Origin of the sequence: Pseudomonas sp. LF-5, assembly GCF_037626295.1 — a bacterium.
GTDB classification, from domain to species: Bacteria; Pseudomonadota; Gammaproteobacteria; order Pseudomonadales; family Pseudomonadaceae; genus Aquipseudomonas; species Aquipseudomonas monsensis.
In genome coordinates this window covers 24,543-44,431 of sequence record NZ_JARKMT010000005.1, presented here as the reverse complement: position 1 = coordinate 44,431, position 19,889 = coordinate 24,543, and the positions used below count along the sequence as shown (strand labels likewise).

The window sequence follows — 19,889 nt, the reverse complement described above, 5'->3', positions numbered from 1 at the left end:
CCAGCGATGAGGCCGGCACAGGCAATAGAGATTGATCCAGCCACACAAACAAAAACGCCCCGACCTAAGTCGGGGCGTTTTCATTTGCAACGAGTGCTTAGCGCGGGAACGCTGGCGGGTTTACACCGGCCATGTCTTCCATCACGCGAACCACCTGGCAGCTGTAGCCGAACTCGTTGTCGTACCAGACGTACAGTACAACGCGGTTGTCCTGAACGATGGTCGCTTCAGCGTCGACCACACCGGCGTGACGCGAACCCACGAAGTCGGTGGACACCACTTCCTGCGAGTTGACGAAGTCGATTTGCTTGTGCAGATCGGAGTGCAGCGCCATGTAGCGCAGGTACTCGTTCATCTCTTCACGGGTGGCGGCTTTCTCAAGGTTCAGGTTGAGAATGGCCATCGACACGTTTGGCGTCGGAACGCGGATCGCGTTACCGGTCAGCTTGCCGGCCAGCTCAGGCAGGGCCTTGGCAGCAGCGGTGGCAGCACCGGTCTCGGTGATCACCATGTTCAGCGCGGCGGAACGGCCACGACGATCGCCCTTGTGGAAGTTGTCGATCAGGTTCTGGTCGTTGGTGTACGAGTGAACGGTTTCGACGTGACCGTTGATGATGCCGAACTTGTCATTCACAGCCTTCAGCACCGGCACGATGGCGTTGGTGGTGCAGGAAGCGGCGGACACGATCTTGTCGTCAGCGGTGATTTCGTTGTGGTTGATACCGTGAACGATGTTCTTCAGCTTGCCTTTGCCTGGCGCGGTCAGAACAACGCGAGCGACACCCGGGCATTGCAGGTGCTGACCCAGGCCATCGGCGTCACGCCATACACCGGTGTTGTCCACCAGCAGCGCGTCTTTGATCCCGTACTGGGTGTAATCCACCTCGGTCGGGTTCTTCGCGTAGATCACCTGGATCAGGTTACCGTTGGCGGTGATGGTGTTGTTTTCTTCGTCGATGACGATGGTGCCGTTGAACGGACCGTGCACCGAATCGCGACGCAGCAGGCTGGCGCGTTTGGTCAGGTCGTTGTCGGCGCCTTTGCGCACGACGATGGCACGCAGACGCAGACCGTCGCCACCACCGGTTTTCTCGATCAGGATGCGCGCCAGCAGACGGCCGATACGACCGAAGCCGTACAGCACAACGTCAGTGCCTTTGCGGGCCGAAGCGTTTTGCTGGCCAACCACGTCAGCCAGTTCTTCACGCACGAACTGCTCGGCGCTGCGGCCATTGCCTTCGCTGCGGAATTTGAACGCCAACTTGCCCAGGTCTACCGAAGCCGCGCCGAGCTTGAGCTCGCTCATGGCTTTGAGCAGTGGGAATGTTTCGTGGACGGAGAGTTCGCTGTCGTCGGAAGAGCGGTGGCGCGCAAAGCGGTGAGCTTTGAGAATCGCGATGACAGACTGGTTGATCAGGCTGCGGCCATAGATCGAGCTCACCACGTTGTTATTGCGGTAGAGCTGACCGATAAGCGGAATCATCGCTTCTGCGAGTGCTTCACGGTCGATCCATTCACCAAGACACTGGTCGGGCTTCTGAGTCACGGTAACCTTCCACATGTAGGGGCAGAAAAAAGGGGCTACATTATGCCGCCGACAACCTCTTTCAGCAATGCGCGCTTGTCGCGCAATCGGTAACAAAATTTCCTCCAAAAAAATCACACCCTCCGCGAGCCCAGTAAAACCGGGGCCTCCAGCGCAGTCAATTTTTCGACTACTGTTAGACGATGTCTGTAACCCTCCGTAACACCATCCGATTTCGGCACTACATAACCCTGAAAAAAGTGCTCGTTTTTATGGTTACCACTACATTTCGCGCAAACAACGAAGATAGACGTAGTCTGCAACTGACAGGCGGCACCCGACGCCGCTACAATTACCGACTTTGTCGCAACGCCTGGAGCTCAACCTTCCGTGCCTGTTCTGCGTCTACCGCTTCTCCCTGCTGCGGCAGGTAAACAGCACTGGGGCAATCTGCCCGGTGCTGCCCTGAGTCTCGCGATTGCCGAGGCTGCCAGCGCTGCCAAGCGCTTCACCCTGCTACTGACCGCCGACAGCCAGAGTGCCGAACGGCTGGAACAGGAGCTGAGTTTCTTCGCCCCGGATTTGCCCGTTCTGCATTTTCCCGACTGGGAAACCCTGCCCTACGACCTGTTCTCGCCGCACCAGGACATCATTTCCCAGCGTATCGCCAGCCTTTATAGACTGCCGGAACTGGCGCATGGCGTGCTGGTGGTACCGATCACCACCGCCCTGCATCGACTGGCGCCGACCAAATTCCTGCTCGGCAGCAGCCTGGTGCTGGATGTCGGGCAGAAACTCGATGTCGAGCAGATGCGCGCGCGGCTCGAAGCCAGCGGCTATCGCTACGTCGACACGGTCTACGAGCACGGCGAGTTCACCGTGCGCGGCGCGCTGATCGACCTGTTCCCGATGGGCAGCAAGCTACCCTACCGCATCGACCTGTTCGACGACGAAATCGAAACCCTGCGGACCTTCGATCCGGAAAACCAGCGTTCCATCGACAAGGTCGATTCAGTCAAGCTGCTGCCGGCCCGTGAGTTTCCGCTGCAGAAAGATGCGGTCACCCGCTTCAAGGCGCGTTTCCGCGAACGCTTCGATGTCGACTTCCGTCGCTGCCCAATCTTCCAGGACCTGAGCAGCGGGATTACTCCGGCCGGTATCGAGTACTACCTGCCGCTTTTCTTTGACGAAACCTCGACCCTGTTCGATTACCTGCCCCAGGACACTCAGGTGTTCTCGCTGCCGGGCATCGAGCAAGCGGCGGAAAATTTCTGGAACGACGTGCGCAATCGCTATGAAGAGCGCCGCGTCGATCCATCGCGTCCTTTATTGCCACCGGCAGAGCTGTTCCTGCCGGTGGAAGACTGCTTCGCCCGCCTGAAGAACTGGCCGCGCGTGGTGGCCAGTCAACAGGATGTGGACACCGGCGTCGGCCGTGAGCGCTTCCCGGCGCAATCCCTGCCAAATCTGGCGATCGAAGCCAAGGCCACGCAACCGCTGGCCGCGCTTTCGGCATTCCTCGACGAATTCCCTGGGCGCGTGCTGTTCACCGCCGAATCCGCGGGCCGGCGCGAAGTGCTGCTGGAGCTGCTGGAACGCCTCAAGCTGCGGCCGAAAACCGTCGACAGCTGGCCGGACTTCGTCGCGGGCAAAGACCGCCTGGCGATCACCATTGCCCCGCTTGACGAAGGTCTGATGCTCGACGACCCGGCGCTGGCGCTGGTCGCGGAAAGCCCGCTGTTCGGTCAGCGGGTCATGCAGCGGCGCCGCCGCGAGAAGCGCAGCGATGTCGCCAACGATGCAGTGATCAAAAACCTCACCGAGCTGCGCGAAGGCGCGCCGGTGGTGCACATCGATCACGGTGTCGGGCGCTATCTGGGCCTGACGATTCTGGAAATCGACAATCAGGCCGCGGAATTCCTCACCCTCGAATACGCCGAGAACGCCAAGCTCTACGTGCCGGTGGCCAACCTGCACCTGATCGCGCGTTACACCGGCAGTGACGACTCCCTGGCTCCGCTGCATCGCCTCGGCTCCGAAACCTGGCAGAAAGCCAAGCGCAAGGCGGCTGAGCAGGTGCGCGACGTCGCCGCCGAACTGCTCGACATCTACGCCCGCCGTGCCGCTCGCGAAGGTTATGCGTTCGCCGACCCGAAAGCCGATTACGCGACGTTCAGCGCCGGCTTCCCGTTCGAAGAAACCCCGGATCAGCAATCCACCATCGAGGCCGTGCGCGAAGACATGCTCGCACCAAAACCGATGGATCGACTGGTCTGCGGCGATGTCGGTTTCGGCAAGACCGAAGTGGCCATGCGCGCCGCGTTCATCGCCGTGCATGGTGGTCGGCAGGTGGCGATTCTGGTGCCGACCACCCTGCTCGCCCAGCAACATTACAACAGCTTCCGCGACCGCTTCGCCGACTGGCCGGTGACCGTGGAAGTGATGAGCCGCTTCAAATCGGCCAAGGAAGTGAACGCCGCCGTCGCCGATCTGGCCGAAGGCAAGATCGACATCGTCATCGGCACGCACAAATTGCTGCAGGACGACGTCAAGATCAAAAACCTCGGGCTGGTGATCATCGACGAAGAGCACCGTTTCGGCGTGCGCCAGAAAGAACAGCTCAAGGCCCTGCGCAGCGAAGTCGACATCCTCACCCTGACCGCCACACCGATTCCGCGCACGCTGAACATGGCGGTGTCGGGCATGCGCGACCTGTCGATCATCGCCACGCCGCCGGCACGACGCCTGTCGGTGCGCACCTTCGTCATGGAGCAGAACAAGAGCACGGTCAAAGAAGCCCTGCTGCGTGAACTGCTGCGCGGCGGACAGGTTTACTACCTGCACAACGACGTGAAGACCATTGAAAAATGCGCGGCAGATCTCGCCGAACTGGTGCCAGAAGCACGGATCGGCATCGGTCACGGGCAGATGCGCGAACGCGAACTCGAACAGGTGATGAGCGACTTCTATCACAAGCGCTTCAACGTGCTGATCGCCTCGACCATCATCGAGACCGGCATCGACGTGCCGAGCGCCAACACCATCATCATCGAGCGCGCCGACAAATTCGGCCTGGCGCAACTGCACCAGTTGCGCGGTCGCGTCGGTCGCAGTCACCACCAGGCGTACGCTTACCTGCTGACCCCGCCGCGCCAGCAAATTACCGCGGATGCGGAAAAGCGTCTGGAGGCGATTGCCAATACCCAGGACCTTGGCGCCGGTTTCGTGCTGGCCACTAACGACCTGGAAATCCGTGGCGCCGGTGAATTGCTCGGCGATGGCCAGAGCGGCCAGATCCAGGCCGTGGGCTTCACGCTGTATATGGAGATGCTGGAGCGTGCGGTGAAGTCGATCCGCAAGGGCGAGCAGCCGAACCTCGATCAACCGCTCGGCGGTGGCCCGGAGGTCAACCTGCGGGTGCCGGCACTGATTCCGGAAGACTACCTGCCGGATGTGCATGCACGCCTGATTCTGTACAAACGCATTGCCTCGGCCACCGACGAAGAGGGCCTGAAGGATCTGCAGGTCGAGATGATCGACCGCTTCGGCCTGCTGCCGGAGCCGACCAAGAACCTGGTGCGCATCACTGCCTTGAAATTGCAGGCCGAACAGTTGGGCATCAAAAAGGTCGATGGCGGGCCGCAGGGCGGACGTATCGAGTTCGCCGCGCAGACGCCGGTCGACCCGATGACGTTGATCAAACTGATCCAGAGCCAGCCAAAACGCTACAAATTCGAAGGCGCCACGATGTTCAAGTTCCAGGTGCCGATGGAGCGCGCGGAAGAGCGCTTTAATACTGTAGAGGCGCTGTTCGAGCGCCTCATCCCGAAAACTGCTTGAAGGACGCCCAATGCGCCTGTTTCGTTCGCTGACCTTGCTGCTGACTCTGGTCGCACCCACGGCGTTTGCCGATGACACCTATATGGTCGAGATGATTCTGGTCCGCCAGAACGCGGTGCCGGCGATCGTCAGCCGCGCCGCCCCGGAAGACTGGGCCGCCGGCGCCCAGCGTCTGGGCGACGACAGCCAGCGCACACCCGCGCTGAATGAAGTGGCCAACAAACTCACTGCCAGCGGCGATTACAGTGTGCTGCTGCACAAGGCCTGGCAACAGACCCTCGGCGAGACGCCGACCAAGGTGGCCGTCAGCGACGGCAAGGAACAGTTCGGCCAGTTCCCGATCGAGGGCACGCTGGAAATGAAACTGGGACGCTTCACCGATGTGAATGCCGACTTCTGGGTCAACCAGATCGACGCCAACGGCATGGTCACCGCCAGCGAACGCCTGAAGCAGGACAGCCACACCAAGAACGGCCAACTCAACTATCTCGACAACGGCCACCTGGCCCTGCTGATCAAGATCACTTCCCTGACGGCGCCGGCGCCGCGGGAAGCGCCTGAAGCCATTCCGGACTGATCGAAGTCCTTATGCCCCCGCCCCTGAGTAAACCGTTGGCACCCTCCTGGGTCAGCCGATTCAAGGAACAGAGCCTGGAGCGTGGCCGTCGCTACGCCCTGGAGAACCGGGTCCGTATCGCCCAGGTCGGCGATGCGACCATCACCGCCAGTTGCGAAGGCTCTGGCGGCAATGTCTACCGTCAGACCATTACGCTGCGCGAGTCGGCCAAAGGCACCTTGCTGCTGGTGGAGGCCGCGTGCACCTGCCCGGTTCGCAGCAACTGCAAACATTGCGCAGCGGTGCTGCTGCAAGTGCAGGAAACCCTCGAATACCCGGCTGCCGCCAAAGACGCCGAACTGTTGGAAAAACTCCAGGCCGTGCTGGAAAACCGCAGCCCGAAAGCCCCGCCGCAAGTGCTGGTGGATAACGTTCAGCCGGTCCCGCGCCTGTGGCTGGCCAGTGTCGAATTCAGCGCTTTCGAACCGCGCAATGGCAAGATGCAGCGCTACATTCAGCACCGCGCGGCGCTGTCGTTCAGCTATCTCGACGAATACGTCAGCGGGCAGAAAAACAGCGACATCCTGATACGTCAGGAAAGCCAGACATTACGGATAAAACGCCACCCGGACGTCGAACAGTCCTACCGCGAACAGTTACGAATCCTCGGCTTCCGTATTGCCACCCGCCAGAGCAAAGCCCTGCCGGAAAGCGCCGGCGAGCTGTATGAGATGGTCAACGACAGTGCCTGGCTGACCTTCACCCTCAATGATCTGCCGAAGCTGCGCACGCAGGGCTGGGAATTGCAGATCGACGAAGAGTTCGGCTTCGACCTGACGGCCGTGGATGACTGGTACGCCACCGTCGAACAGGCACCGGAACGCGACTGGTTCGATCTGGAACTGGGCATCATCGTCAACGGTGAACGCTTGAGCCTGCTGCCGATCCTGCTCAACCTGATGCGCTCGCACACGGAAATCCTCAACCCGGAACGCCTGGCGCGCCGGCGCGATGACGAACTGATTCTGGTGAATATTCCGCAGCGCAACAGCGAGCACGGGCCATTGCAGGTGGCGCTGCCGCTGGGCCGACTGAAACCGGTGCTGACGACCCTCGGCGAGTTTTATCTCCAGGAGCCGGGGGAAACCACCCTGCGCCTGAGCAAGGCCGATGCCACGCGTCTCAATTCGCTGGAAGGCATTCCGCTGCTGTGGGAGGGCGGTGAGCAGATCCGTACGTTTGCTCAGCGCCTGCGCGACATTCGCGATTTCAGCGCCGATGCGCCGCAGGGGCTGAACGCGACGTTGCGGCCGTACCAGCTCGAAGGCTTGAGCTGGATGCAATCGCTGCGACAGCTGCAAGTTGGCGGAATTCTTGCGGACGACATGGGACTGGGCAAAACCCTGCAAACGCTGGCGCATATTCTCAGCGAGAAAAACGCCGGACGCCTTGACCGGCCGTGCATGGTGGTCATGCCCACCAGCCTGATTCCCAACTGGCTCGATGAAGCGGCGCACTTCACCCCGCAACTGAAAGTGGTGGCGCTGTACGGTGCCGGCCGCAAAAAGCACTTTGACCACCTCGCTGACTTCGACTTGATCCTCACCACCTACGCATTGCTGCCCAAGGATGTCGAGCGCCTGGCCAGGCAACCCCTGCATGTGTTGGTGCTGGATGAAGCGCAGTACATCAAGAACCCGAACAGCAAAGCCGCCCAAGCGGCGCGAGAGTTGAATGCGCGGCAGCGTCTGTGCCTCAGCGGTACGCCGCTGGAAAACCATCTGGGAGAGCTATGGTCGCTGTTCCACTTCCTGCTGCCCGGCTGGCTTGGCGACATCAAAAGCTTCAACGCCGACTACCGCGTGCCGATTGAAAAACGCGGCAGCGAAGTCAGGCTTCAGCACCTCAACGGCCGGATAAAACCGTTTCTGCTGCGCCGCACCAAAGAACAGGTGGCCACCGAGTTGCCACCGAAAACCGAGATCATCCATTGGGTCGACCTCAACGAAGCGCAGCGCGATGTGTACGAAACCATGCGTCTGGCGATGGACAAGAAGGTCCGCGATGAAATCACGCGCAAAGGCGTGGCGCGCAGTCAGATCATCATTCTGGAAGCACTGCTGAAATTGCGTCAGGTCTGCTGCGACCTGCGCCTGGTCAACGACGCCACCCTGCCCGCTCGCGGCAGCACGTCGGGCAAGCTCGACAGCCTGATGGAAATGCTCGAGGAGCTGTTTGAGGAAGGTCGGCGGATACTGCTGTTTTCACAATTCACCTCGATGCTGTCATTGATCGAAGAGGAATTGAAAAAACGCAAGATCGCCTATGCGCTGCTGACCGGTCAGACCCGGGACCGACGCACACCGGTGAAGGAGTTCCAGAGCGGCAATCGTCAGATCTTTCTGATCAGCCTGAAGGCCGGCGGCGTGGGATTGAACCTGACCGAAGCGGATACAGTGATTCACTACGACCCATGGTGGAACCCGGCGACCGAGAATCAGGCCACTGACCGTGCGTATCGGATCGGCCAGGAGAAACCGGTGTTCGTCTACAAGATGATTGCCCGAGGCACGGTGGAAGAGAAAATTCAGCACCTGCAGAAGGAAAAATCCGACTTGGCAGCGGGCGTGCTGGATGGACGCAAGGCCGGGGACTGGAAACTGCAGAGTGATGATATTGAAGCGCTGTTTGCGCCGTTGCCGGATAAGCTCGACAAGCGCTGAGATGCGCTTTTCAGACAAATTGCCAGCGCTGGCAAGCCAGGTCCCACAGCAATCTGGGTTGAACACTATTTTGTGAACAGCACAAAAACCTGTGGGAGCTGGCTTGCCAGCGATGGGGCTCTCAGATATCAAGCCCAGGCGTAAATCATCAACCCGTGGAAACCGGCAGCGGCGCAAACAGCGCCTCAATGTCAGTCTGCTCCAGCTTGAACCCACCTGTCGTGCCACCTTCCAGCACCGCCCCGGCCAGCGCAGCCTTTTCCTGCTGCAGTGCCTGGATTTTTTCCTCTACCGTGCCCCGCGCAATCAGCTTGTAAACGAATACCGGGTTGTTTTGCCCGATTCGATACGCGCGATCGGTGGCCTGATTCTCCACTGCCGGGTTCCACCAAGGGTCGAAGTGGATCACCGTGTCTGCCGCAGTCAGGTTCAAACCTGTGCCCCCGGCCTTCAGACTGATCAGAAACAGCGACACCTTGCCGCTCTGGAAGTCTTTCACTGGCGTGCGCCGATCTGCGGTTTCACCGGTCAGCAGCGAATAGCTGACTTCACGTTGCTGCAACTCTTGCTCGATCAAAGCCAGCATCGACGTGAACTGGGAGAACAGCAGGATCCTGCGACCCTCGCCAATCAGCTCTTCAAGCATCTCCATCAAACTGAGCAGCTTGCCACTCCCCGAACGCAGCGCCTTCGCAGTCAGCGGCATATTGATCAAGCGCAAGTCGCAACAGACCTGACGCAGCTTGAGCAAGGCATCAAGAATGATGATCTGACTGCGCGCCACACCACTGCGGGCAATTTCGTCGCGGACTTTTTTGTCCATCGCCACGCGAACCGTTTCATACACGTCGCGTTGACCGTCGCTGAGATCGACCCAATGCACAATTTCGGTTTTCGGTGGCAACTCGGTCGCCACCTGGTCCTTTTTGCGTCGCAGCAAGAACGGCTTTATTCGCGCCGTCAGATGCTGCATGCGCTCGGCGTTGCCGTGTTTTTCAATCGGTGTACGGTAATCACGATTGAACGCTTTACTGTCACCCAGCCAACCGGGCATCAAGAAGTGGAACTGCGACCACAACTCGCCCAAGTGGTTTTCCATTGGGGTGCCGCTCAAACACAAGCGCTGCCGGGCTTGCAAATCACGTGCGGCTTGAGCAGCCTTACTGACCGGATTCTTGATGTTCTGCGCCTCATCGAGAATCAGCACGCTCCACAACTGCGGCTGCAGAACCTCAAGGTCCCTCGGCAGCAAGGCGTAAGTGGTCAGCACCAGATCGTATTCGGCAAAACTGGTGAAGTCTTTTTTCCGCCCCACGCCATGTAGCGCCAGCACCCTCAACTGCGGCGTAAAACGCAACGCCTCGTCCAGCCAGTTAGGGATCAGACTGGTGGGCATTACCGCCAGCGCAGGACGATCAAGCCGCCCCGCCTGCTTTTCCGTCAACAGGTGCGCCAGGGTTTGCAGCGTTTTACCCAGCCCCATGTCATCGCCGAGGATACCGCCAACCTCCAGCTCACGCAGGGTTTGCATCCAGCTCAAGCCTTCGAGCTGATAGGGTCGCATCTGCGCATTGAGACCGACCGGTGCTACGACTTGCGTGTAAGTGGATTCACGCAGGCGCCGTGCAAAATTGCGCAACCGTTCGCCGCCCTGCCATTCCAGCGATACACCTTCCAGCAAACTCAGGCGTGCTGCATCGGGAGCACTCAAGCGCAACTTATCGCCATGATGATTGCCCAGATACAACTCGCTGAGTGTCGCCAGCAACGGTTTGACCCGACCAAAAGGCAGGGCGACTTTGCCACTGATGTTAGCGCTGAAGCGCCCGGCCCCCAACTCGACCAACAGCAACTCATCATCACCGCGCTGAGCGAGGTTGGCTGGATCGAGAAGCATCGGCTGGGCGCGTAACAGGTGCAGAAAAATCGGCAGCAGGCTGTGGCGCTCACCGTTGACGACAATCCCTAACTGCAGATCAAACCACTGCCGCCCCGACTCTTCCTCAACCTCGGCGTACCAGTGCTCGACTTTCTCCACGTTGAAATGAAAGTTATGGCTGACGTCAATCTGCCAGCCTGCTTCACGCAGCGCGGGAATGCCATTCTGAGCAAATGTGAGCCAGGCTGAATCATCGGGCAGATCAAACCGCTCACCCGGATGATCAACGCTGCTTTTGCGTGTAGCCTTTTTGAAACCGTGTTTCTGCAATTGCTGACGCAGGGCTTTTTCGGCGACGGGCTGACGCTGAATCCGCTGGGTTTCAACGCCCGAAAGAACCACCACCTCCGGGTTGCGATCCTGTACGGGAAGACCGCCGTAGGTGAACAGCAAAGCGGCTCGGTGCTCCGGCTCGTACTGCCAGCGAGTGTATCGCTTGCCGCTGGCGAGGGTCAGATGAGCCTTGGGCAAAACATCGTCGATGATCCGCTCCGTCAACTTGTGCGGTGGGGCGACCTGAGTAGCCACACTCATTCGATGGCTGAACTGCATGGCCTGACGTGCCGGAATCTCCGGCGCCAATGCTAGATGACAGGCGAGCTTTTCATCGAACTCGCTGCATAGCGGGCCGATTTGTTGCCGCTCTCGATCCAGGTAATAAAGAGGTTCCAGCGCGAGCACTGTTTCCACTGACGCTTCATCACTGCTCCACTGCGGGCGAAAACTGCCATTGGCTTGTTCGGCCCAGGCAAACTGCGCGCTTCTGCTCGCGCCCGAAGTCAGCGGCTGCAATGTTTCAAAATCCAGATACAGGCGCCGCGTGTTCAACAACATTTCGAGCAATTCGGCGCCACTGCGACCGTCCAGCGGATAGCCGCTGTAATAGGCATGATGGGAGTGCGTGGCCACCAACAGCCTGGCAATCCGCAGGTCCAGTTCGTTCAGATAACCGGGCTGGCGCATCAGCATGTCTGATAGCGAAAACAACGGCTTAACGTCGCGCAGCTCGCCACTCTTGAGCTGGTAGACCTTGAATATTTCGACCAGCCATTTGCCCGAAGCCGGCGTGGCCTTGAGTTTGTAAAACAGTCGCGTACTGGCCGCTTGCGAGGCCTCTTCAAAAGACTGGGTCGCCACAGGAATAGTGGAAAGCCAGTGCTCCAGTGCTCTATTCAACTGAACCGGGGCATCACGGTCAGTCTCTTCAGCCCCGCGATCCTGCAAGTGAAAGAGCACCGCTGCGCTGTGCTTACAGTTGATTTCCACCGGGCAGGAGCAAAAGCATCGCAGGCCGAATCGCTCCTGCTCATCTTTAACCAGATAGATGACCTGTTGATAAACGTGACTTTCAGAGCCCGCGCAGGCCGCCTCAATCATCTCGTCATCGACCAAATGGATTTTTATCCGGTCCTCGATGGCGTAAACGCGGGCTTTGGCCAAAGCATTACGGTTGAAGGCCTCAGTCCACGGCAGCGAGTGAAGCTGACTGATGATCATCGTCATGGCGCTGTCAGCCTTTCACCCAGCCAATACCCGTGCCAGCACTGATTTCACCTTGCCCATGCCGCCCTGCAACGCCTGTTCGATCTCGGCCATGGTGATCACCGCGGTGGACTTGCCCGCCGCCGGATTGACCACCAGCGCCAGACATGCGTAATCCAGTTCGAGTTCACGCGCCAGCGCCGCTTCCGGCATGCCGGTCATGCCAACGATGTCGCAGCCATCACGCTCCAGACGCACGATTTCGGCCACAGTCTCCAGACGCGGGCCCTGGGTGCAGGCATACACACCTTGATCGCTGTATTCGCAACCCTCGGCGGCCACTGCGGCAATCAACTGCTGACGCAGCGGTTCGCTGTAGGGGAAGCTGAAGTCAATGTGGGTGACATGTTCGAGATCGTCGGCGAAAAACGTGTGTTCACGGCCGCTGGTGTAGTCAACGATCTGATGCGGCACGCAGAAATGCCCGGTACGCATCGCCGGGTGAATCCCGCCTACGGCATTCACCGCGATGATCGCTTCAGCCCCGGCCTGCTTCAACGCCCACAGGTTGGCGCGGTAGTTGACCTTGTGTGGCGGGAAGCGATGCGGGTGGCCGTGACGGGCGAGGAACAGCACCTCCTTGCCGGCATACTCACCGACCTGCACCTCGGCCGAAGGCGCGCCATAAGGCGTGTCCACGGCCAGCGACTGACGAATGCTCAAGCCTTCGAGCTGGGTCAGGCCGGTGCCACCGATGATCGCGTATACCGTCATAGCGAAACGTCCTTAATCAATCAGTTGAGCGTCTTTGAGCGCGCCGATGGCGGTGAGCCAGCGCGGATCCTGGCGGTAATCGGTGCTGGCGAACGCCTGGCCACGCATGCGCGCGATGCGGGCAGAAGGCTTGACCTTCAACCGTTGCGCGGCACTCAGGGCCAGTTCGGCCGCTGCACGGTCGTTGCACACCAGGCCCATGTCGCAGCCGGCACTCAGGGCCGCTTCGATACGGCTGGCAGCATCGCCCACCACATGGGCACCGGCCATCGACAGATCGTCACTGAAGATCACACCGTCAAACTGCAACTCGCCACGCAGGATGTCCTGCAACCAGCGCCGGGAGAAACCGGCAGGCTGCGAATCCACTTGCGGATAAATGACGTGGGCCGGCATGACAGCGGCCAGTTGTTGGCTGAGTCGGGCGAACGGTACGAGGTCATGGGCGCGGATCTCGTCGAGGCTGCGCTCGTCGTTCGGGATCGCAACGTGTGAGTCGGCTTCGGCCCAACCATGACCGGGAAAGTGCTTGCCAGTGGCGGCCATGCCGGCACTGTTCATACCGCGAATGAACGCCCCGGCGAGCAGTGCTGCGCGCTCCGGATCACCTTCGAACGAACGGGTACCCACCACCGCACTGCGCTGATAATCCAGATCCAGCACCGGGGCGAAGCTCAGGTCGAGGCCGACCGCCAGCACTTCGGTGGCCATGATCCAGCCGCATTGCTCGGCGAGGTATTCGGCATTCGGATTGTCAGCGATGGCGCGCATGGCCGGCAGACGCACAAAGCCCTGACGCAGGCGCTGCACGCGACCGCCCTCCTGGTCCACCGCCAGCAACAGATCCGGGCGAATGGCGCGAATGGCCGCACTCAGCTCACGCACCTGCCGTGGATGCTCGATGTTGCGGGCAAAAATGATCAGGCCACCCACTTCGGGCTGGCGCAACAATTGGCGATCTTCGGCCGTCAGCCAGGTACCGGCGACGTCCACCATCAACGAGCCTTGCAGGCCAGCAGTCATAGAGATTCCTTGAAAACGAAAAACCCGATCCGCATGAAATCGCTGCCGTGGGCAGTGCCCGGCAGGTCAGCGGCTTTCATCAGAATCGGGTTCAGAACGAGAGTCGGCATGGGCGGCTAGCTTAGCGGATACAAGCTGCTGCGCCCACCCGTGCGCGGTCAAACCTTGGCGGCGACCGGCGTCGATTTGCTGCGCGGACGCAGTTGTGCGGTGGCCATCGCCGCATCGGTGACACCGGTTTCGGCGCGCATGCCGGCCGCCAGGAACGGCACCATCAGGCGCATGACCTGTTCGATGGAGGTGTTGACGCCGAAATCAGTCTCGGCAATTGCACGCAGCGCCTTGATACCGGACATGCTGAACGCTGCGGCGCCGAGCATGAAGTGCACGCGCCAGAACAGTTCGATCGGTGGAATGCGTGGTGCGGCCTCATTGACCAGCAGCATGTAACGACGGAACACCTTGCCGTACATGTCTTCAAGGTAACGCCGCAGGTGACCCTGGCTCTGGCTGAACGCAAGACCCAGCAAACGCATGAAGATCGACAGGTCGTTGCCGCTGCGTGGCTGAACCACCAGAGCCTGTTCGACAAGGATTTCCAGCAGCTCTTCGAGGGTCGGCTTGTTTTCAGGCTTGGCCTGACGCCGCTCCAGTTCTTTATCGAGGCTGATGCAGAACGGCCCGAGAAAACGCGAGAACACCGCCTGGATCAACGCTTTTTTCGAACCGAAGTGATAGTTCACCGCTGCCAGGTTGACGCCTGCCTTGCTGGTGATCAAACGCAATGAGGTTTCAGCGAAACCTTTCTCCGCGAACAACTGCTCGGCAGCATCAAGAATGCGTTCAACGGTTTCCGACTGGGCCATGGCTACTCCGCCTGACAAACACTTGTTTGAAACATACGTTTCAGCCTGTGCCTTGTCAAGCCTGCCGGTTCGTTTTGGGAATGGTCGGTCAGCTATTTAACCACACAAGCCCATCGCATTAATAAACACCCTTGCCGACCGTCTGGCGGCCGGTAAAAAAACGGGCATTGCCAAGACCGCTTCACTGTATATAATCCCAGTCACTGTATAAAAAGACAGAGCGATCAATATGCTAAAGCTGACGCCACGCCAAGCCGAGATTCTGGCCTTTATCAAACGCTGCCTCGAAGACAACGGCTACCCGCCAACCCGTGCGGAAATCGCTCAGGAGCTGGGCTTCAAGTCGCCCAACGCGGCAGAAGAACACCTGAAGGCACTGGCCCGCAAGGGCGCCATCGAGATGACGCCTGGCGCTTCCCGCGGCATTCGCATCCCGGGCTTCGAAGCCAAGGCCGACGACTCCACCCTGCCGATCATTGGCCGGGTCGCTGCCGGCGCACCGATTCTCGCCCAGCAGCACATCGAAGAATCCTGCAACATCAACCCTGCCTTCTTCCATCCACGCGCCGACTACCTGCTGCGCGTTCACGGCATGAGCATGAAGGACATCGGTATTTTCGACGGTGACCTGCTGGCGGTTCATACCACCCGCGAAGCCCGTAACGGCCAGGTTGTCGTGGCGCGAATCGGTGATGAAGTGACCGTCAAACGCTTCAAGCGTGAAGGCAGCAAGGTCTGGCTGATCGCCGAAAACCCTGAGTTCGCTCCTATCGAAGTTGACCTGAAAGATCAGGAACTGGTGATCGAAGGCTTGAGTGTCGGCGTAATCCGCCGCTAAAGGAGGCTTTATGCAGTTCCCACACACACCTCAGCAAACACAACTGCCTTTATTCGAAGCGTTTCTGGCGCAACCGATGGCGCCGATCCTGAAAGAAGTGGTCGAGCGCCCCTGGAATGCCGAACCCGAAGTATTCAGTGAGCTGTCACTGCGCGGTGCGGCCGGGAACTGCCTGAACCTGCTCGCCCCGATCCTGCGCGAACTCAGCGAGGACCAGGCCGCACGCTGGCTGACGCTGATTGCACCACCGGCCAGCCTGACCCAGGCATGGCTTCGGGATGCGGGCCTGAATCGTGAACGGATTCTACTGCTGCAACCGCGGGGCACTCAGAGCGCCCAGCAACTGGCCTGCGAAGCACTGCGCCTGGCGCGCAGTCATACGGTGGTGACCTGGCTCAACCCGCTGAATGCCCAATCGCGGCAACAACTGATCAGCGCTGCACGCACGGGCGACGCTCAAAGCCTGAACATCCGATTGGGTTGACTCACTGACAACGCGCGCTGTTTGGAGCGCAGGGCTTCTCCAGGGACAGAGAAGCCGATCTGAAGCGGTACCGACAAAAACAGGCAGGGATCAATGAAGAACCCGTGGCCCCTCATCTTTATCAAACTCACCTTCGATCATCCGACCCGCCATCTGCACGCCAACACTCAACATCGCCTTGGCGATCTCGACATGCTGCCCCTGCAGGAACGTCTTGGCATCCTCGGAGAAATCCAGCGTCACCAGAGAACCCTCGTCCTCAGCCCTGCGCAGTTCGATTCGGCCGTCTGGTAACTCGACAATTTCTAGAAAGGACGTTGGCATATAGGTCTGTTCTCCACGAAAGGCAGGGATTATATAGACATCATTCAGGCTTCGCTCGGGATCTTGACCAGCAGCATGTTTCATATTGCCACCGTGTCAATCGACCTCAACACTCGTTCAATCCTTCGCGAAAACGAATGGCCAAGCCTTTGAGATTCTGCCGCCAGCTCTCCAGCTCTTCGCGAGTCAGTTCCTGCGGCGCCTCCTCTTCATCCAGATTAACGGCCTGAATCAACGGCTGCGTCACATCGCCCTTGGGCTTGTGCGGCACCCGTGGTGGCTGGAACAGCGCCGAATGCGCCGCCAACAGTTTCGCCAGCCAGGTTTCCGGATTACCTGCCAGCTCAATCATCTCGGCCAATTCGGGGATCGCAATCGTTTCCAGCACTTCGCGGGTCAGCAAAACCTCGGCTCGAGGCGCGCTGGCCTGGGGCAAACGATAGAACCCGGCAATCTCATGGCATAAACCCAACAGCGCGCCATAGAGGTGGAACAACGCGGATTCACGTCCCGCTTGAATCAACGCCAACGCGTTCATTGCTCGCCCCTCTTCGGCGCGCGCCAGCGCTTCCAGCGACAAGCCGGCAAAATAGATCTTCTGATTGGTGCGGGTATAGAGTTCGTGCGCCATGCCGGCAGTCTCCACAGCGAAATAATTACGTCACACAGACCTGACAGTGTCATGGATCAGCGGAGCCGACCGCAAGCACAAAACAAAAAGGCCACATGAAACCCGAAGGTCATCATGCGGCCTTTTGTGTATCGGACCGGCGCTTACTCAGCCTTGGCTTTCGTGCGCTTGTCTTCAACGGTCCACTTGCCACCGTCGTAGAACGCTTTCCAGCCGGTAGGCTTGCCGTCGACTTCGGTCTGCACGTATTGCTCCTTGGTCTTGCGGCTGTAGCGGATCACCGCTGGCAGGCCGTCAGGGTCCTTCTGCGGAGCTTCACACAGGAAGTGGTACTTCGGATCGATTTCGTCCTTGTGCGGCAGAATTTCAATCACCAGCGGAGCACGGGTCTCACGGTTTTTCGGGAACTGACTGGCCGCGAGGAACAGACCGGAAGCACCGTCACGCAGGATGTAGGTGTCGTTGACCTTTTCGCATTTCAGCTCAGGCATCTTCACCGGATCCATCTTCGGCGGCGCCGCATCACCGCTCTTGAGCAGTTTGCGGGTGTTCTTGCAGGTCGGGTTGGTGCAACCGAAGAACTTGCCGAAACGGCCGGTCTTGAGTTGCATCTCGCTGCCACACTTGTCGCATTCCAGGCTCGGACCTTCGTAGCCCTTGATGCGGTAGTTACCCTCTTCGATCTCGTAGCCCGCGCAATCCGGGTTGTTACCGCAGATGTGCAGTTTGCGTTTCTCGTCGAGCAGGTAGGCATCCATCGCCGTGCTGCAGATCGGGCAGCGATGCTTGCCACGCAGCACCAGCGATTCCGACTCACCTTCGTCGTCCGCAGCAATTTCGTCGCCCGGCACCAGGTTGACGGTGGCCTTGCAGCGCTCCTTCGGTGGCAGGCTGTAGCCTGAGCAACCGAGGAACACACCGGTCGAGGCGGTACGGATCTGCATCGGACGGCCGCACGTGGTGCACGGAATGTCGGTCATGACCGGCTGGTTGGCACGCATGCCATTGTCCGGATTCTCGGCTACCTCGAGCTTCTTCTTGAAATCGCCATAGAACTCGTCCAACACGTTTTTCCAGTCACGCTCGCCCTGGGCCACGTCATCGAGGTTCTCTTCCATGCCGGCAGTGAAGCCGTAGTCCATGAGGTTGGAGAAGCTCTCGGACAGACGCTCAGTGACGATGTCGCCCATCTTTTCCGAATAGAAACGACGGTTGTGCAGGGTCACATAGCCGCGGTCCTGAATGGTCGAAATGATCGCTGCGTAGGTCGAAGGACGACCGATGCCGCGTTTTTCCATTTCCTTGACCAGACTGGCTTCGGAGTAACGCGCCGGCGGCTTGGTGAAGTGCTGGGACGGATCGAGCTTGATCAGCTTCATCACGTCGCCTTGCGCCATGTCCGGCAGAACATCGTCATCGCCAGGCTTGGCGATCTGCGGCAGAACTCGGGTGTAACCGTCGAACTTGAGGATGCGGCCCTTGGCACGCAGCTCGAAGTCACCCGCCGCCACACTGACGGTGGTCGACAGGTATTGCGCCGGCAGCATCTGACAAGCGAGGAACTGGCGCCAGATCAGCTCATACAGACGCTCAGCATCACGCTCCATACCAGCCAGCTTGCTCGGCGTGGTGTTGGCGTCGGACGGACGAATCGCTTCGTGAGCCTCTTGTGCGCCTTCCTTGCTGCTGTAGACGTTCGGCGTTTCCGGCAGGTACTTCTTGCCGAACTCATCTTCGATGTAAGTGCGCGCCATCGCCACGGCATCGGCCGACAGGTTGGTCGAGTCGGTACGCATATAAGTGATGTAGCCAGCTTCGTACAGACGCTGGGCCATCATCATGGTTTTCTTCACACCAAAGCCCAGGCGGTTGCTTGCGGCCTGTTGCAGGGTGGACGTGATGAACGGTGCCGACGGCTTGCTGCTGGTCGGTTTGTCTTCGCGCTTGACGATGCTGTAGCTGGAGGACTTGAGTTTCTCCAGTGCAGCCGTGGCCTGTGCTTCATTCAGCGGCTTGAAGGCTTCACCCTTTTCACGCGCCACTTCGAAACGCACGGTCGAGCCCTTGGCAGTGCCAAGGTCGGCGTGCACTTCCCAGTATTCTTCCGGGTTGAACGCACGGATTTCGCGCTCGCGCTCGACCACCAGCTTCACGGCAACCGATTGCACGCGACCGGCGGACAGGCCACGGGCAATCTTGGCCCACAGCAGCGGCGAGACCATGTAGCCCACGACGCGGTCGAGGAAACGACGCGCCTGCTGGGCATTCACACGGTCGATGTCCAGCTCGCCGGGCTCGGAGAAGGCCTCCTGAATCGCCTTCTTGGTGATTTCGTTGAACACCACGCGCTTGTAGCGGCTGTCGTCACCACCGATGGCTTCGCGCAGGTGCCAGGCAATGGCTTCCCCCTCGCGATCCAAGTCGGTTGCGAGATAGATGGTGTCAGCATCCTTGGCGAGCCGGCGCAGCTCTTCGATGACCTTTTCCTTGCCCGGGAGGATCTCGTACTTGGCTTTCCAGCCATGATCGGGATCGACACCCATACGTGAGACCAACTGCTTGCGCGCCTTCTCTTTCGGCGTGAGCACAGGACCTTCGCCTGCAGCGGCCTTGCCACGCTTGGCGGCTGGCTCTTTGCTGGCGCTAGCCGAACCGCTGGTGGGCAGGTCTCGGATATGGCCGATACTCGACTTCACCACGTATTGGTTACCCAGATACTTGTTGATGGTCTTGGCCTTAGCCGGGGATTCCACAATGACCAGCGATTTGCCCATGGATCAGAAAATTCCTGAATTCTAGAAGTGAAAGGCGGTTGGCGCCTGACGCGGCACCGCTATATATAGTTGATACAAGGTGAGGTCAAGCACAGGGTTCTGTGCGCACT

Annotated in this window: 13 protein-coding genes; 5 read left to right on the top strand and 8 right to left on the bottom strand. The window is 59.6% G+C overall.

The genetic code is table 11. The features are described from left to right. Positions 1–97: 97 nt before the first annotated feature. Positions 98–1,561, bottom strand: coding sequence for a glyceraldehyde-3-phosphate dehydrogenase (locus PseuLF5_RS16730; RefSeq protein WP_123461946.1), 1,464 nt, complete (start codon positions 1,559–1,561; stop codon positions 98–100). A gap of 354 nt (positions 1,562–1,915) precedes the next feature. Between PseuLF5_RS16730 and mfd the strand changes: the two genes are divergently transcribed. Genes mfd through PseuLF5_RS16715 form a run of 3 tightly spaced genes read left to right on the top strand, consistent with a single transcriptional unit; the run spans position 1,916 to position 8,644 of the window. Next, positions 1,916–5,365 carry a transcription-repair coupling factor gene (gene mfd, locus PseuLF5_RS16725; protein ID WP_123461943.1) on the top strand — a complete coding sequence of 1,150 codons (3,450 nt, stop codon included), beginning with the start codon at positions 1,916–1,918 and terminating at the stop codon, positions 5,363–5,365. Positions 5,366–5,375: 10 nt separating this feature from the next. Then, positions 5,376–5,942, top strand: a complete 567-nt coding sequence (locus tag PseuLF5_RS16720; RefSeq protein WP_123461941.1) for a CsiV family protein — start codon at positions 5,376–5,378, stop codon at positions 5,940–5,942. Between the two features lie 11 nt (positions 5,943–5,953). Next, positions 5,954–8,644: a DEAD/DEAH box helicase gene (locus PseuLF5_RS16715; RefSeq protein ID WP_340134066.1), complete on the top strand. Its 2,691-nt coding sequence runs from the start codon at positions 5,954–5,956 to the stop codon at positions 8,642–8,644. Between the two features lie 148 nt (positions 8,645–8,792). Here the strand turns inward: PseuLF5_RS16715 and PseuLF5_RS16710 are convergent, their stop codons facing one another. From PseuLF5_RS16710 to PseuLF5_RS16695, 4 genes are all read right to left on the bottom strand, one after another. Next, the gene (locus PseuLF5_RS16710) at positions 8,793–12,086 is read right to left on the bottom strand and encodes a DEAD/DEAH box helicase (RefSeq protein ID WP_340134064.1); all 3,294 of its coding nucleotides are present in this window, start codon (positions 12,084–12,086) and stop codon (positions 8,793–8,795) included. A gap of 15 nt (positions 12,087–12,101) precedes the next feature. After that, positions 12,102–12,839 (bottom strand): S-methyl-5'-thioinosine phosphorylase, encoded by a 738-nt coding sequence (locus PseuLF5_RS16705; RefSeq protein WP_123461935.1) that lies wholly within the window; start codon positions 12,837–12,839, stop codon positions 12,102–12,104. Between the two features lie 12 nt (positions 12,840–12,851). Continuing rightward, positions 12,852–13,850 carry a beta-N-acetylhexosaminidase gene (gene nagZ / locus PseuLF5_RS16700; RefSeq protein WP_177490500.1) on the bottom strand — a complete coding sequence of 333 codons (999 nt, stop codon included), beginning with the start codon at positions 13,848–13,850 and terminating at the stop codon, positions 12,852–12,854. 170 nt (positions 13,851–14,020) lie between these two features. Then, positions 14,021–14,728 carry a TetR/AcrR family transcriptional regulator gene (locus PseuLF5_RS16695; RefSeq protein WP_007910473.1) on the bottom strand — a complete coding sequence of 236 codons (708 nt, stop codon included), beginning with the start codon at positions 14,726–14,728 and terminating at the stop codon, positions 14,021–14,023. Between the two features lie 229 nt (positions 14,729–14,957). On the opposite strand from PseuLF5_RS16695, the gene lexA reads away from it, so the two are divergent. Continuing rightward, positions 14,958–15,566 carry a transcriptional repressor LexA gene (lexA, locus tag PseuLF5_RS16690; RefSeq protein WP_003226590.1) on the top strand — a complete coding sequence of 203 codons (609 nt, stop codon included), beginning with the start codon at positions 14,958–14,960 and terminating at the stop codon, positions 15,564–15,566. Between the two features lie 10 nt (positions 15,567–15,576). Then, complete coding sequence (sulA, locus tag PseuLF5_RS16685) at positions 15,577–16,050, top strand: SOS-induced cell division inhibitor SulA (protein ID WP_340134063.1); 474 nt, start codon at positions 15,577–15,579, stop codon at positions 16,048–16,050. A 90-nt stretch (positions 16,051–16,140) separates the two neighbouring features. On the opposite strand, the gene PseuLF5_RS16680 is transcribed toward sulA, so the two are convergent. From PseuLF5_RS16680 to topA, 3 genes are all read right to left on the bottom strand, one after another. Continuing rightward, positions 16,141–16,374: a hypothetical protein gene (locus PseuLF5_RS16680; RefSeq protein WP_064392830.1), complete on the bottom strand. Its 234-nt coding sequence runs from the start codon at positions 16,372–16,374 to the stop codon at positions 16,141–16,143. Positions 16,375–16,480: 106 nt separating this feature from the next. Then, positions 16,481–17,005, bottom strand: coding sequence for a DUF6586 family protein (locus PseuLF5_RS16675; protein ID WP_123461929.1), 525 nt, complete (start codon positions 17,003–17,005; stop codon positions 16,481–16,483). Positions 17,006–17,148: 143 nt separating this feature from the next. After that, entirely contained in the window at positions 17,149–19,779 is a 2,631-nt protein-coding gene (topA, locus tag PseuLF5_RS16670) for a type I DNA topoisomerase (RefSeq protein ID WP_123461928.1), read from the bottom strand. Positions 19,780–19,889: the final 110 nt, after the last annotated feature.

What these genes read in the sequence shown, in the direction of transcription:
- PseuLF5_RS16730 (WP_123461946.1), bottom strand. Translation starts at nt 1,561, where the DNA reads ATGTGGAAGGTTACCGTGACTCAGAAGCCCGACCAGTGTCTTGGTGAA.
- PseuLF5_RS16720 (WP_123461941.1), top strand. Translation starts at nt 5,376, where the DNA reads ATGCGCCTGTTTCGTTCGCTGACCTTGCTGCTGACTCTGGTCGCACCC.
- PseuLF5_RS16715 (WP_340134066.1), top strand. Translation starts at nt 5,954, where the DNA reads ATGCCCCCGCCCCTGAGTAAACCGTTGGCACCCTCCTGGGTCAGCCGA.
- PseuLF5_RS16710 (WP_340134064.1), bottom strand. Translation starts at nt 12,086, where the DNA reads ATGACGATGATCATCAGTCAGCTTCACTCGCTGCCGTGGACTGAGGCC.
- PseuLF5_RS16705 (WP_123461935.1), bottom strand. Translation starts at nt 12,839, where the DNA reads ATGACGGTATACGCGATCATCGGTGGCACCGGCCTGACCCAGCTCGAA.
- PseuLF5_RS16695 (WP_007910473.1), bottom strand. Translation starts at nt 14,728, where the DNA reads ATGGCCCAGTCGGAAACCGTTGAACGCATTCTTGATGCTGCCGAGCAG.
- lexA (WP_003226590.1), top strand. Translation starts at nt 14,958, where the DNA reads ATGCTAAAGCTGACGCCACGCCAAGCCGAGATTCTGGCCTTTATCAAA.
- sulA (WP_340134063.1), top strand. Translation starts at nt 15,577, where the DNA reads ATGCAGTTCCCACACACACCTCAGCAAACACAACTGCCTTTATTCGAA.
- PseuLF5_RS16680 (WP_064392830.1), bottom strand. Translation starts at nt 16,374, where the DNA reads ATGCCAACGTCCTTTCTAGAAATTGTCGAGTTACCAGACGGCCGAATC.
- PseuLF5_RS16675 (WP_123461929.1), bottom strand. Translation starts at nt 17,005, where the DNA reads ATGGCGCACGAACTCTATACCCGCACCAATCAGAAGATCTATTTTGCC.
- topA (WP_123461928.1), bottom strand. Translation starts at nt 19,779, where the DNA reads ATGGGCAAATCGCTGGTCATTGTGGAATCCCCGGCTAAGGCCAAGACC.